General features: G+C 39.5%; 7 protein-coding genes. 5 read left to right on the top strand and 2 right to left on the bottom strand.

Annotation, left to right across the window (positions count from 1 at the left end; genetic code table 11):
* Nucleotides 1-45: 45 nt before the first annotated feature.
* The gene (locus H4J63_RS10430) at nucleotides 46-4,065 is read right to left on the bottom strand and encodes a rhombosortase-dependent M36 family metallopeptidase (protein ID WP_182196414.1); all 4,020 of its coding nucleotides are present in this window, start codon (nucleotides 4,063-4,065) and stop codon (nucleotides 46-48) included.
* Nucleotides 4,066-4,214: 149 nt separating this feature from the next.
* On the opposite strand from H4J63_RS10430, the gene H4J63_RS10425 reads away from it, so the two are divergent.
* The 4 genes from H4J63_RS10425 to H4J63_RS10410 all read left to right on the top strand — a co-directional run bounded on the left by H4J63_RS10425 (nucleotide 4,215) and on the right by H4J63_RS10410 (nucleotide 10,256).
* Nucleotides 4,215-4,739 (top strand): hypothetical protein, encoded by a 525-nt coding sequence (locus H4J63_RS10425; RefSeq protein ID WP_182196411.1) that lies wholly within the window; start codon nucleotides 4,215-4,217, stop codon nucleotides 4,737-4,739.
* Between the two features lie 797 nt (nucleotides 4,740-5,536).
* Nucleotides 5,537-7,348, top strand: a complete 1,812-nt coding sequence (locus tag H4J63_RS10420; protein ID WP_182196408.1) for a glycoside hydrolase family 3 protein — start codon at nucleotides 5,537-5,539, stop codon at nucleotides 7,346-7,348.
* Nucleotide 7,349: 1 nt separating this feature from the next.
* A complete protein-coding gene (locus H4J63_RS10415) occupies nucleotides 7,350-8,084 on the top strand; it encodes a 5-oxoprolinase subunit PxpA (RefSeq protein WP_024604653.1) in 735 nt (244 codons plus the stop codon).
* A gap of 153 nt (nucleotides 8,085-8,237) precedes the next feature.
* Nucleotides 8,238-10,256 (top strand): S9 family peptidase, encoded by a 2,019-nt coding sequence (locus H4J63_RS10410; RefSeq protein ID WP_182196406.1) that lies wholly within the window; start codon nucleotides 8,238-8,240, stop codon nucleotides 10,254-10,256.
* An 817-nt stretch (nucleotides 10,257-11,073) separates the two neighbouring features.
* Here the strand turns inward: H4J63_RS10410 and H4J63_RS10405 are convergent.
* Nucleotides 11,074-12,675, bottom strand: a complete 1,602-nt coding sequence (locus H4J63_RS10405) for an isocitrate lyase (RefSeq protein ID WP_024591564.1) — start codon at nucleotides 12,673-12,675, stop codon at nucleotides 11,074-11,076.
* 241 nt (nucleotides 12,676-12,916) lie between these two features.
* Here H4J63_RS10405 and H4J63_RS10400 point away from each other — a divergent pair, with 241 nt between their 5' ends.
* Nucleotides 12,917-15,106: a malate synthase G gene (locus H4J63_RS10400; RefSeq protein ID WP_182196403.1), complete on the top strand. Its 2,190-nt coding sequence runs from the start codon at nucleotides 12,917-12,919 to the stop codon at nucleotides 15,104-15,106.
* Nucleotides 15,107-15,421 lie beyond the last annotated feature (315 nt).

Here is a 15,421-nt window from a genome sequence, read left to right as displayed (position 1 = left end):
TTCATTAAAACCGTCATGTGTTTAAAGACGGTATGTTATTTAAACTTATTTACTAACTGTTTTACGGCGTCTGTTAAACCATACTAATGGAGTAAGTAATAAAGCAATAAAGCCAAAGCTACCACCACTACTAGATTTGGTTTCTGTCACAGGTGTTATTTCAGCAGCTTCGTTCTTAACCATTACAGTGCTTTGCTGAGTAACCGTGGTTACTCCATCGCTCACTGCAACTTCAAATACAAGCTCTTCGTCTGCAGTAATTGCTGCAGGTGTAAAGCTTAAAGTTGCTGTATCAGCACCAGAAAGGGTCGCAGTACTACCACTAACTTGAGTCCAAGTATAAGTTAGTGTTTGACCATTACGATCGGTAGCTGTTGCAGTAATTGTTCCTGTAGCAGATTCAGTGATTTCCGCCGCGCTTTCGACTAAAACAAGTGGAGCTGCGTTATCACATGCCAGTGAATCACCCGCTACAAGCTCTGAAAATACAGGAGATAGCACGTTAGACATAGTTAGGTTATCAATCCACCAACCTAAATCACTTACTGCGCCATCTGATGAAATTCTAAAGCGTACTTTTACTAAGTTGCCGTTTAGGGCATCGCCAAAGTTGATAGTTTCATAATTACCATATGTGCCGCTATCTTGAATGTTATTACCTGTAAAGGTTTCACGCTCTTGAAGCTCTTGCGAATCGTTTTCGGTTAGAACAGCGTCATAGCCAACATCAAATGTGCCGCCAATTTCAGTAGCATCAACCCAGTCACCACCATTAACACTAACTTCTACAACACCACCATCCCAGTCTTGCTCGATACTATAGAAATGCCAAAACGAAATTTCAAAGTCGCCAGAGTAACCGACTTCAAACGCCTTACTTTCTACTGCTACATCTGATTGGAAGCCATTATTTACAAGGCGCATTGCTTGTGTGCCTAGCCCAAAGCCACCTTGTTCAAAGAATGCAATATTACTACTATTATCCATTACTTGAGTGCCAGCAGCTAAATCACCACCAAACATTACGTTTTCTTTTAAATCTAATAGTGATGAACTTGCTACTTCCATATCATCTGAAACTACAGCTCCAACAGGCATTTCTGATTTAAAGCCCATATTTACTTCAAACGTGAGTGTTTGATCAAGTGCTTCAACGATATCATCGTCCGTTTCAATTTCAGGGAATGTGACTTCAATTTCTAGTGTTTCAGCTGTACCCGCTTCGTTCAAAGTAACTTTAATATCGTTACTAGTTATTGCTTCGTACGGTTGAACTTCACCAAAAGTAAGTAAACCATCATTTTCAAATGTTACATCATGATCGCTTATAACAGTCAGTTGTGCTGTTGTACCACTAAGTACTTCACTACCACGGTTAGTAATTGTTACGCTAACCGTACTCGTTTCGCCTTTATCTAAAATATTGTCGTTAGTACAAAAACCAAGCTCTGTACCATTGTACATGTTGTTTAAGTCAGCACTTGCAAATGCATAGCTAGAAAGCTGTGTTTTATCCGATTCAACTACACCAGTAAGGTCTTCACTGAAACGATCTGGCGATACTGCGCCAAGACCCATACCACGTTTAGCAAATGCACCCACCATTAGTTTGTAATCAGCAGGGTCTACTGCATAGGCCGCAGCTAAAATAGCATCACGTGCTTCAGTGTAGGTTGGTGCTATAGGTGTTAATTTGTAACCTGCAACTAAGTAATCTGCCATTCGAGTTTGTGCTTCATTAAAGCCATGCTCGTTGATAAGCGCTACGTAGTTTTCCCATAATACAGTTGCCCAAATTTCGCCAGCAGCATGAGGAGAAGCCACGCTTGTTGGTGATATACCAATATCTGCACCAGCATTTTCAGTAATATGGCGGAACGACAATGCATTTACATCTGTATCAGTTGAATAAGGAAGACGACGAATACCGAAGTAGAAGTCTTCTACAAATGTGCCGCTACCATATGCTTTTTGGAACTTATCGTTACCTGTAATATTTATATCGCTTTCTTTAGCGATAAACATTAATGAGTGGAAATCGCCCCAGCCTTCGCCCATTGCGCGGCCTTGGAAGTTAATAAGGCCTGATGAATTACCGACTAAGCGGTTACTAATGTAGTGACCCCATTCATGAGCAATAATACCATTATCAAACGTACCATCTTTTAATGTTGCTTTAGTAAACATGTCTACAGTAACAACTTCACCAGCATCAATTAGGTCATACATTGCATGACCATCAGCGTAATTTAAACCCATATTTGGAATGGTTACAGTATCGTCTTCACCGCCCATTGGTGCCGGTTCTGCCGTATCTGGGTCATTATTAACAACGATAGTTGCTATTGCACCTGCATCTTGTGCATTTTTTACTTTAATCGTAAAAGCACATGAGCCACGATCTACAATTGCAATTTTCCCTGCTAGTTCAGCCGCATTTATAGCTGGCTCACAACCATCATTAACACTTGTTGAATCTGCTGTATTTCCATCATCTAAACGAACAACGTCTGCAATTACATCACTAAATTGGTATTTACCAAAGCCAGATTCTTTTGTAGAAGCTAGAAGGCCCAAAGAATCATGTGAAGTTACTGTAATACCAAAATCTACACCAACAACGGCATCTTTACTGTTGTACAAGTACATTTGCATACGTGGGCTAGCACCATCAGCTGGTGTAGACATATTTGCGTTATTACGACCTGAGTTATCTTGAGCCTGTGCTTCAATCGGGTCTCCTTCTACGCCGCCACGATCAAAGTTAGATACCTGAGCTACATTTGATGTTTCATCAAAACCATGGTCATAGAAGAAATCATGTAAAAAGTTATTCATATAAAACAAGTTAACAATAGCCGCTTTACGGTTTGCGAAACTATTTGCAACTTCATCTACTTTATAAGGGTAGTCAAATGTAAAGTCTGCTGTTGTTTCAGCGGTAAAGTCACCTTCACTAAAGTCTTGAGGTGCAACCACATCTGCGTAAGCAAATACGTTATTGCCAGACGTAGTCGTTGCATCGTCTGCTAACCATGGGTCCATTGTGCTTAGTTTGCTGTAGTAAGACAGAGATACCATTGGCGCATCTAAAATTTCGGTCTCGTCTACTTGTCCTGGGGCATCTGCAGGGATTACATCACCGTGCGGGCTTTCCATTGGGTAGCCATCTTGGTTAGCATAAACACGGTAATTAAAGTCAGCTGCATGAGATTTCAAATCTTTCGCAAAATATACTTTGCTGTTATTCGAATCTACTACATAACTAAAGTAGTCACTTTCTAAAGAGCCAACTTCTGCTACTTCTACTTCAATGTAGTAAGCAGATTTAAGCTCGCCTGCAACTTCAAAAAACACTTCTTTTGCACGTGGTGTACCTAAAACAACTTTGGAATCATCTAATGATTTAGCTTCATATTTTGCATATCCACCTTCATTACCAATTTTACGAAGTGAGACATCAATATTTGCTAATTCACTAAATGCTTTTTTTATACTTTGCTCAGAGCTTACAAAACCCGTTAATGCAGCAAGTTTATTTTTAGATGACGACGTATCAGCAAAATAACCCGAGCTTGCTACTAGGTTGTACTCTTTATCCATTAACAAGTTGTATTCGCGGTTAAAAACTTCTACACCGTTTACTTGTTGTTTATATTTAGCACTAATAGAACCACGTTTTTGCTCTGATAAATCAACCATAACAGCAGAAGATGCTGTTGCTTTACGGTTACTAATACCTGTTAAAGTTTCAATATAAAAGTCAGCAGCATATTGATTACGGTTATCAGCTGCGATTAAAGCCATGTCAGGCTTACGCTGACCTATTGCTTGCCATAAAAATGTTGCTTTACCCATTTGTGCATCGTAAATAGATTTTTGACCCGATACAGTGGCGCGTTCGGCTAAGGTTCTCTGCTGAACAGCAGCTAAAGAAGTACCCTGAGTAACTGCATTTGTAGCACTTACATCATAAAATTGAGTTTGTTCAGCGGCCGTTAGCTCACCTGCTGCTAATGTTGATGCTACAACTATGGCAATAGTTGTTAATTTAAATTGAGACATGTATCCACCTGTTTGTGTTTGTTGTGTTTAAGCACTTAATGTTTTTAAATTGATTGTTTTATGTAAACGCATGGTTAAGCTGTTAATATACAGACTTAAATAAAGCTGAATAGCTTTAAATCTAAAGAAAAGTAAACAAAGGTAAACGAATGCAAAAAATAATTTTTACAAGTTCAGTGCCAATAATTGCAGCTTTATTACTATCTGCATGTAATAACAGTGAAAAAACAGAGGTTAACAACTCTCAGGCGCTACCTAAAACAGCAGAAATCATTATAAAAGAACCATCTAAGAACCAGAAAACTGACACTATTTTCCCTAAAAAAGAAAGCAGTCAAGGTATTATGAAAAAAGCATCTAAAAGCATAAATTCATCTGGTGATAAGCTTATTTTTAACTCTGAGCAGTTATTTAAAAGCGACGTTATTTATAATCAGAACTTAAAGCAAAAAGGTGTAGTAACAGGTACTCTTACCATTACATTAAATACCGATACTTTGCCTGATGAGTTAAAAAATAATTATGAGTTAGTTAAGTCGACAGCTCACAATTACACATTACTTGTTGAAAAGGATGTTGATATTGCAGGGTTATCTAAAGATCTAAACAACTATAGCTCAGTGAGCAATGTAGAAGTTGCAATTGATTACTCACCTATCGAAACACACTTTTAATCAGCAACAATGCACTTATCACTACCATATTATTAACATGGTAAAGTACTTTGTCAGCACATTTGTAAACTTGGTCTATTTCATTACTATGCTCAGACCAAGTTGCAATGCCAATAGGAATTTACGTATTTATAGACTCAACGGTTTGACGTAATCGCTCTGCTATTTTGCGCACTTTGCTGTTCTTATTAGGTAAAAAAATACAAATTCTTATCTACCTAAATGCGCCACAATATTGTCTTTTCAAGATGATTTTTAGTTGAATAGGCAGGTTATTGCATTGCTGATTCTAAAGAGTATAAGTTGCTGATGCTAGTTTATTAGCGTAGGCATAATTATTTTTTAGTGTAAGTTTTTAACTGCTCCTTTTGTGCTTGGTAGGTAGAATAAAAGCGACTTACTAAAGTACTAATAAAGGCTGTAATCGTTAAATAAAAAATAAGAAATCGAAGATTAAGGCTATTAATAATTCTTTCGAAAATGAATGCCATCCTAAGTATTAGGCATTCAATACTTGCACCTATAATTGAGCATAAAGCCTGCAATTACACCCTATTAAAAATTTATTACCTAATATCAATAAAGCCAGAAAAAATATAACTTTTCACTAAGTTCAAAACTATAATTTTTCTTCAATTTTTACAATACGTTAATGGTTTTTGTAAAGAAAACCTTCTTTTGCAGTTACTTTAAAAAGTAGTTAAGCTGCATAAACTTATCTATTTTATTTAGCCTTGGAGTGTGTTTTGCTAAATAAGTGTATTGTACCGTCTATCATTTTTTTATCTGGGTGTTTAATGCCATTACAATCCTCGTTTGCTAAACCCGTGCTTTCTCTTGAACAAAAACTTGGGCAAAAGTTAATACTCGACTTTCGCTACTTCTGTCAGCAAGGAGCAAGTAATAAATGCCGAACTCCAATGACCGAGTTACCTAATGAGCTTGCTACCGCTATTGCTAAATACGATATTGGTGGAGTTATTTTATTTTCTGAAAATACCCAATCAATAGAACAAACCATTACGCTTAATAGCCAATTGCAAACAGCTGCAAGTAAATCCAGTAGTAAGCTGCCGCTATTTATATCAATAGATCAAGAAGGCGGACGTGTAGCACGGTTACCACGCGATGTTGCTACATCATTTACCGGTAATATGTCGATTGGCGCAACCTACAAAAAACACGGTACGAGCTTTGCGACAAAAACAGCAACTGTTATAGCTAAAGAGCTAAACTCGCTAGGTATCAATGTAAACTACGCGCCCACGGTTGATGTAAACATGAACCCCGATAACCCTGTTATTAATGTACGCTCGTTTGGTGAAAACCCTGCATTAGTGAGTAAATTAGGCGCCGCACAGGTAGCAGGATTTGAGAACAACGGTGTTATTACCTCGTTAAAGCACTTCCCGGGCCACGGCGATACAAACGTAGATAGCCATACAGGTTTGCCTAAAGTAAACCATGCAAAAGAAGTTATTTACGAGCAAGACCTAGCACCCTTTAAACACATTATCGCCAAGCAAAACCCAGGCATGATAATGACGGCGCATATTCAATACCCAGCGCTCGATAGCACAACGTTTATAAGTGTTAATGGCAAAACGATGATAAAACCGGCAACAATGTCGCGCGCAATCATTACTGATATTTTACGTGGTGAGCTTAATTACCAAGGTGTTGTAGTAACTGATGCGCTTGATATGGCTGGCATTAGTAACTTTTTCACACCAACTCAAGCGGTAATAAATACGTTTGCGGCTGGGGCTGACATTGCCCTAATGCCCGTTGAAATTAGAACACCGGATGATTTAAACAAGCTCGATGACCTTATTAAAGAGCTTGTTGCAGCGGTTAAATCAAACCAACTTGATGAGCAAGAAATAGCACAATCTTCGATGCGTATAATTACGCTTAAAAATAAATTTAGATTAAGCACTAATTTTGACCCTATTACCGCGCTCATAAATGCAAAGCAAACAATCGGCAGTGCAGCACATCGCGAAATAGAAGCGCAGCTTGCTGTAGAGGCAATAACGCAGGTTAAAAATAATAACAGTACTTTGCCGCTTAATTTAAAAGCAGGAAGTAATGTTCATATTATTATGCCCGACACGCGTAAATGTATGGCAATGCAGCAAGCGATTGAAGCTATCAGCCAGCAAAAACTAAACTATAGCTGTAGCAGCCTACAAGGGTTTAACCCTGCACAAGCTAAAACACAAATACACGCTGCTGATGTAGTTATAGCCGGCAATGCAACGCCTAATCAAAGTGCGGTAGAAATTGGCGGTATGGATGATTTAAAAGACGATCCTAATTTTGCACTTAATAATGCAGAGCAACCAAAAGCACTTGAGTCATTATTAAATATGGCAAAAGAGGAAAACAAAAGCACTGTTTTTATAAGCCTAAGAGCGCCTTACGACATTGCTAAATTTGGCAATTATGCAAATGCTGTACTTGCATCTTACGCATATAATATTGATGTAGATAAAAACGATATTGTATCTGGCCCTGCTTTTACCGCACTTGCAAAAGTGTTACTAGGAGAAGCACCGGCTAACGGCGTATTACCTGTCACAATAAAACCGCAAAAGGCGCACTAATATGAAACTCAATTGTGATTTGGGCGAAAGCTTTGGCGCGTGGAAAATGGGGCTAGACGATGACGTTATGCCACATATTGATATGGCTAATATTGCGTGTGGGTTCCATGCAGGTGATGCCAACGTAATGGCAAACACTCTTATACTTGCCAAGCAACATAACGTACAAATTGGTGCTCACCCAAGTTACCCAGATAAGCAAGGCTTTGGTAGGCGCTCAATGGTACTTAGCGAAAAAGAGCTTACAAATTGCCTGCATTATCAAATAGCCGCTATTGAGGGCATGGCAAAAGTACAAGGTTTAACACTTAGCTATGTAAAACCCCACGGCGCACTTTATAACGACATGATGGCTGATGAGAAAATATTACAAACCGTTATAAATGCAATTGCCAACTACCCAACAGATTTAAAACTAATGGTTTTAGCGACTAAAAATGCCAATAAGCACATTCAAATAGCTAAAAGCTCAGGGGTTGATCTAATACTCGAGGCATTTGCCGACAGGCAGTACACCGACGACGGGCATTTAGTGTCACGAACACTTGAGGGCAGTGTTCACAACAAAGCTGCATTACTAGAGCAAGTAACTCAGCTTTTATCCGATGGTAGCGTGACAACACGAACTGGAAAAAAACTAACGCTTAACGCCCATAGCTTATGTGTACATGGCGACAACGCTGATGGCATAGTGCTTATAAAAGATATAAAAGCCCTGTGCAACTCAGCTAACTAAACTTTTATACAACCTCGAATAGAAGCTGTAAACCCCCTTTACAGCTTTAACTCATAGAGTTAAATAAGAGCTTCATCGCATCCTACTGTTAATTTAATAATCCCTAACATATAACTACTTAGAAAATTAAAAAAAGTAACAACAGGGATAAAAATGAAAAAGCTTTTAACACTTAGCCTCGTTTTAGGTTGTAGCAATTTAGCCTACGCTGAAACAAATACACTACAACTGCAAGACGTGTTTAATTTAGAATATGCCAATCAAATAGATATAACCGAAGACGGTAAAACTGTTTATTTTGTGCGTAACCGCATGGATATAAAAACCGACCGCAAAGTTGGTAATATTTGGTCTGTTGATTACAAAACCAAACAAATGCAACCGCTAACCTCTGGCGTGCATATGGATTATTCGCCAGTCCTCTCTCCTGATGGTCAACGCCTTGCGTTTATATCAACTCGCGATGGCAGCAGCCAAATATATATAAAATGGCTTAAAACAGGTGCTATGGCAAAAATTAGTAACTTAACGAGTAGTCCACGTTCGATTACATGGAGCCCTGATACTAACCAATTAATATTTAGCATGTTTGTTCCAAGCGCTAATTCAGCGCCAGTGAGCTTACCAGGCAAACCAAAAGGCGCAACCTGGGCAGAATCCGCTAAATTTATTGATGATGTTTATTATCGTTCAGATGGTGGCGGTTACACACAAAAAGGTTTTAGCCAATTATTTTCCATAGATGCTAACGGTGGTAATGCCAAACAACTCACTCATGATGAATTTGATAACGCAGGCGATGTAAGTTTTAGTAACGATGGTAAGTCGCTTTATTTTTCTGCAAACAGGCACACAAACAACCAGCTAAAACCCACAAACAGTGAAATCTATCAACTCGAGTTAGCCACACAAAATATAACTAAAGTTACTGACCGAAACGGACCTGACGAGCAGCCTAAAGTATCGCCCGATGGTCGTTACTTAGCGTACACAGGTTACGATGATAAACGCACTAACTACGAAAACGCTCAGCTTTATATTCGTGATTTAAAAACAGGTAACACAACAAGCTTAACGCCAAATTTTGATCGTAGCGTAGGTCAAATAAAATGGAGTGCAAACTCCAAAGGCATATACTTTAGCTATGCAGATAAAGGTCAAACCGCCCTCGCCTATCAACCACGCAGCGGCAAGCGTAAAATAATAACAACTCAAATTGGCAGTGTTGCCTTTGGTCGCCCTTATTCTGGTGGTGACTTTGATGTAAGCGAGGATGGCGAAGTAGCCTTTACCCTTGCCGATACTCAGCGCCCTGCTGATATAGCAACAATTAAACGCGGTAACGCGCAGCGTTTAACTACCCTTAATGCAGATGCATTGGGCGACAAAGCTTTGGCTAAAGTGGAAGAAATTTGGATTAAATCAAGTCACGATGAGTTACCTATTCAAGGATGGATTGCTTACCCACCAGAATTTGACCGCAGCAAAAAATATCCGCTAATACTAGAAATACATGGCGGTCCAGTAGCTAATTACGGTCCACACTTTAGCGCTGAAATTCAGCTGTTTGCAGCCAAAGGAAATGTCGTTTTATACATGAACCCACGTGGTAGTGATTCATACGGTAAAGAGTTTGCACAAACTATTCATCATAATTATCCAAGTAACGATTTTGATGACTTAATGACTGGCGTTGATGCGCTAATAGCGAAAGGCTTTATTGACGAGTCTAAATTGTTTGTAACCGGTGGCTCTGGCGGTGGCGTACTAACAGCTTGGATTGTAGGTCATACCGATCGCTTTGCTGCGGCTGTAGTTGCTAAGCCTGTTATTAATTGGATCAGCTTTGTACTAACTGCCGATTTTTCCCCGTTTTTTGCTGATTACTGGTTTCCGGGTAAACCGTGGGATCACATCGAGCATTACATGAAGCGCTCGCCTATTAGTTATGTTGGAAACGTTAAAACTCCTACTATGTTGCTCACTGGCGAATCTGACTACCGTACACCAATATCAGAAACTGAGCAGTTTTATCAGGCATTAAAACTACAAGGCGTTGATACTGCAATGGTGCGCATTCCTAATGCATCGCATGGTATTACAGCTCGCCCATCAAACTTAATGACTAAAGTAGCTTATATTCAATGGTGGTTTGATAAACACACTAAATAAACTCTGGGTAATAAATTTATAGCTCAAATAAAAGCCACTTCAAATAAGTTGCTTTTGTATTTACCGCCTTAGTATTCAAACTGTAAACCCCCTTTACACTTCTGTGACAGTTAAATATCGGACTTAGCTAAAACTTCAGTTAGTAAAATTTCGGTTTATAGCATTTTTTGTAACTTGAGTTGGTAAAAAATCGGTTTGAGTCACTGTTTATAGCCTATCAGTTAGTAAAATTTTGTTTTATAGCACAGAGAAGTTAGTAAAAAATCGGTTTATAAATTCGCTAAGTTTGCCTATTAAAGCAAAAATCAGTCACTTACCTGCCTTTTAAAGTTGTTGTAAACGCTTTTTACAGCAAAATCACCCCAAATATGCCGTTTTATGAAAGGTTAGTTAAACTCTGATCTGTAAATTCACTCAGGTAGTTAAATAGTGATCCAAAATTATTTGGCAAGGGCGTGTTGAACTTTGGTGGGTTAATTTGCAGCAGTATGTTTGGTTTTTAGGCAAGGCGGAGCTTATGTAGTGTGGTTATTCCCCATGAATAGGCGATAACGTAGCATAAATACCAAACATGCGCTGCCCTTTGGGTTCTTTCTAGGGGCGATAAACTCTTTGTTGCTCGGTTTTTACTTAGCCCACTAGGTTACAAACCTCGCGCCGCGATTTAATCGCCCCTAGATTGAACAAATTTCAATCCACAAAGATCAACACGCCCTAGTTAAAGTCTGATCTGTAATTATGCTTCAATGTTCTAACTTTACTTAAAGCAATAAAAAAGGGCCTATTGGCCCTTGAGTAACACTATCTAGTTAGGAAGTTAAAATTGGTTCATGGTGTTATCTTCACCACCGGCTTTTAGCGCGTTATCACCAGAGAAGTATTCTTTGTGTGTATCGCCCATGTTAGACCCTGCTAGGTCTTGGTGCTTAACAGAAGCTTGCTCGCGGCGAATTTCTTGGCGTTGTACATCACGTACATAAGCCAGCATACCCATATCGCCAAAATAACCTTCTGATAAAATATCAGTGCTCAGCGCAGCTGTATGGTACGTAGGCAGAGTAATTAAGTGATGGAAAATACCTGCTTCACGTGCGCCATCGCGCTGGAAGTTTTGCACTAGTAAATCGGCTGCTTGCGCAAGTTCTGTTGCATCCATTTCTGGTGCCATAAGGCCTTTATTGTCGCCAAAGCTTGGGTAAGCACTAAGGTCACGGCCTGCTTCTTCCCACTCTTGATATACTTGCTCACGAAACTTAAGCGTCCAGTTAAACGAAGGCGAGTTGTTGTATACCAGTTTTGCATTTGGCACGTGTTCTTTAACACGATTTACCAGTTCTGCAATTTGCTTAACATGAGGTTTTTCTGTTTCAATCCACAGTAAATCAGCGCCCGACTGCAAGCTCGTAATACAATCTAGTACTACGCGGTCTTTTTCAGTGCCTTCGCGGAATTGAAATAAACCGTTATCTAGGCGAGTTGGTTTACATAACTGGCCATTAATTTTCATTGCTGTGTCGCCTTCATTTAAGTCATCAACACCGTTAATTGGCGTCGTTTCTAAAAATGCATTGTATTGGCTTGCTAAGTCACCTGGTGTTTGCGACACAGGTACTTTTTGAGTAAGGCTTGCACCTAATGAATCTGTACGTGCCACAATAATACCGTTATCAATACCAAGTTCTAAAAAGGCGTAACGTACTGCGTTAATCTTTGCTAAAAAGTCTTCGTGTGGAACGGTAACTTTACCCGCTTGGTGACCACATTGTTTGGCGTCAGATACTTGGTTTTCTATTTGAATGGCACACGCACCGGCTTCAATCATTTTTTTAGCCAGTAAGTAAGTTGCTTCTTCGTTACCAAAACCTGCGTCAATATCAGCAATAATTGGCACAACATGAGTTTCAAAGTTGTCTATTTTATCAATAACAGCTTGAACATCGCCGCCATTCGCTTTTGCTGCATCTAGGTCGTTAAACAAGTGGTCTAGTTCACGTGCATCAGCTTGCTTTAAAAATGTGTAAATTTCTTCAATTAATGCAGGTACTGATGTTTTTTCGTGCATACTTTGATCTGGCAGCGGACCGAATGCAGAGCGAAGTGCTGCAACCATCCAGCCACTTAAGTATACATAGCTGCGTTTAGTTGTTTTTTGATGGCGCTTAATAGCCATCATCATTTGTTGGGCAGTAAAGCCATGCCAACACCCTAAAGATTGGGTGTACAGGCTTGTGTCGGCGTCATATGCAGCCATATCTTCACGCATAACGTCTGCTGTGTATTGCGCAATTTCAATCCCTGTACGAAAACGGTTTTGTAAACGCATACGGCTTGCGTATTCAGGGTTAATAGCTTTCCATGCGCTGCCTTGTGATTGGCAAAGAGTAGAGAGTGTGTCTGTTTCGCGTTGATATGTTGTCATAATAAAATCCTTCGAACGAGTGTGTAAATTATTTTAATGTTGTGAGAGTGGCTAGGAGTGTGTGCTCCGTTTCGCTTGATTCAACATTAGGCTCCTTTTCTAGATTTAGTAAATTTATAGTTGTTATTGTGGCTATACATTTTGTGAATGGCTAAAAAGCACTCAACATTGCCTTTTTGAGTTATTGTTGCCTTAACGCACAAGCACACAACAACATCGCGACCGTTTAAGGAAGGCAATTATGTCCCACACTCTCACACATTCAGGACTCAGCGTAGACACACAACTCGCTGATTTTGTTAAAAATCAATTACTACCAGGCACTCACTTAAGTGAGCATCAATTTTGGCAAAGCTTTGCACATATAGTTCAAACACTTACCCCTACAAATAAGGCACTGCTTGAAAAGCGAGAATTGCTTCAACAGCAAATAGATGACTACCATCTTGCTAATAAAACGTGGGATAGCGTTAAGTACCATGCCTTTTTGCAAGATATTGGCTATTTAGTTAAAGAGCCTGCCAACTTTGAAATTGAAACCAAAAATGTAGAACCCGAAGTAGCCCTTACAGCAGGCCCTCAGTTGGTTGTGCCTGTAAGTAACGCACGCTTTGCACTTAATGCCGCTAACGCACGTTGGGTTTCGTTATACGACGCCTTATACGGTACAGATGTGTTAAGCGAAGACGATGGAGCCGAAAAAGGCAATACCTACAATCCTGTTCGTGGTTTTAAGGTAATGGCCTACGCTCGCCAGTTTTTAGATAAAGCATTGCCGTTAACTGATGGCTCGCATATAGAAAGCACTAATTATTCAGTAGTAGATGGCGCACTTTTAATTACGTTACGTGATAGCTCTCAAACCACATTAGCTGACCCATCTCAGCTTATTGGCTATCAAGGTGAAGCACAAAACCCAACCGTAGTGTTATTAAAAAACAATGATTTACACATAGAGCTACATATAGATCACCACCACATTATTGGCCAAGCAGATAAAGCAGGCTTAAAAGATGTAGTGTTAGAGGCCGCGCTTACAACCATTATGGATTGTGAAGATTCTGTAGCTGCGGTAGATGCAGAAGATAAAGTACAAGTTTATAAAAATTGGCTTGGTTTGATGCAAGGTAACCTAGTTGAATCGTTTAAAAAAGGCGATAAAACCGTAGAGCGCACTCTGCAAAGTGATAAAACATACACCGCACTCGATGGCGGCACAGTTACTTTAAAAGGCCGTAGCATGATGTTTGTTAGAAACGTTGGCCATTTAATGACGAACCCAGCTATTACCGATGTGTACAATCAACCGGTATTTGAAGGCATTATGGATGCGATGTTTACTGCTACCGCTGCCCTGCACGACCTAAATAAAAAAACAGGTATAAAAAACTCAAGCGCGCAAAGTATTAATATAGTAAAACCAAAAATGCATGGCCCTGAAGAGGTAGCGTTTACTAACACTTTATTTAGCTTAGTAGAGGAAGCGCTAAGCTTACCTAAAAACACGCTTAAAATGGGTATTATGGATGAAGAACGCCGTACTTCTGTAAACCTAAAAGCCTGTATTTATGCAGCTAAAGAGCGTGTTGTATTTATAAATACTGGATTTTTAGACCGCACAGGCGATGAAATTCATACCTCTATGCAAGCGGGCGTTGTGCTTCCAAAAGCACAGATTAAGCAGCAATCATGGATACAAGCTTATGAGGATCGCAACGTCGATATTGGCCTTGCTTGTGGCTTAAGTCATAAAGCACAAATAGGTAAAGGCATGTGGCCAATGCCAGATAAAATGGCATTAATGATGGAGCAAAAACAAGCTCACCCTAAATCAGGCGCTAATACAGCATGGGTGCCCTCCCCTACAGCCGCTACTCTGCATGCAATGCATTATCACGATATAAACGTATTTACCGAGCAGCAAAGTATAGCTAAACGTGCTATTGCGAGCCTTAATGACCTGCTTACACCGCCGCTAATGACAGATGCTAAAACGCTTTCAAAAGAAGATATTCAAAGTGAGCTAGAAAACAACGCACAAGGTATTTTAGGTTACGTTGTACGTTGGATTGATCAAGGCGTTGGTTGCTCAAAAGTACCCGACATTAACCATATCGGGCTAATGGAAGATAGAGCAACACTGCGTATTTCAAGCCAGCATATGGCTAATTGGTTGCTAAATGGCGTGTGTTCACAGGCGCAAATAAAATCAACAATGGCTAAAATGGCCAAAGTAGTTGATGGTCAAAACGAGCACGACACTGCGTATACACCCATGGCAATAAACGAAGAAACCCTTAATAACAGCATTGCGTTTCAAGCTGCTACTGCACTGGTTTTGGAGGGTGTAACACAACCTAGTGGTTACACTGAACCACTACTACATAGCTACCGTATAAAATATAAAGCACAAAAAACGAATACGCTTTAACCGCTTAAGCAAAGTTCAGATTAAGTGCTAAACCAGCTTTTAAGCTGGTTTTTTATCGCCTAAAATTAGAATAACATCACTTTTAAGGCATTTTAAAGGTATATAGATAATACACATGAATATCTAACATTTATTCAAACGTAAAAAAGCGTGTTTTGCATACACAAAACACGCTTTTTAAATCTTTTAGCTAGGGCGTGTTGATCTTTGTGGTATGAAAAACAAACAGCATGAAGATAAGGTATAATTGAATTCGCCAGAAAACTTTACACCGAACCTACATGCCAAGATTAATGTTAACAGACGGGACATGGA

Source organism: Pseudoalteromonas sp. 5Ae-yellow (genome assembly GCF_014077565.1).
Lineage (GTDB): Bacteria > Pseudomonadota > Gammaproteobacteria > Enterobacterales > Alteromonadaceae > Pseudoalteromonas.
The sequence above is the reverse complement of the archived record's forward strand: the minus strand, read 5'-3'. Positions and strand labels throughout refer to the sequence as shown.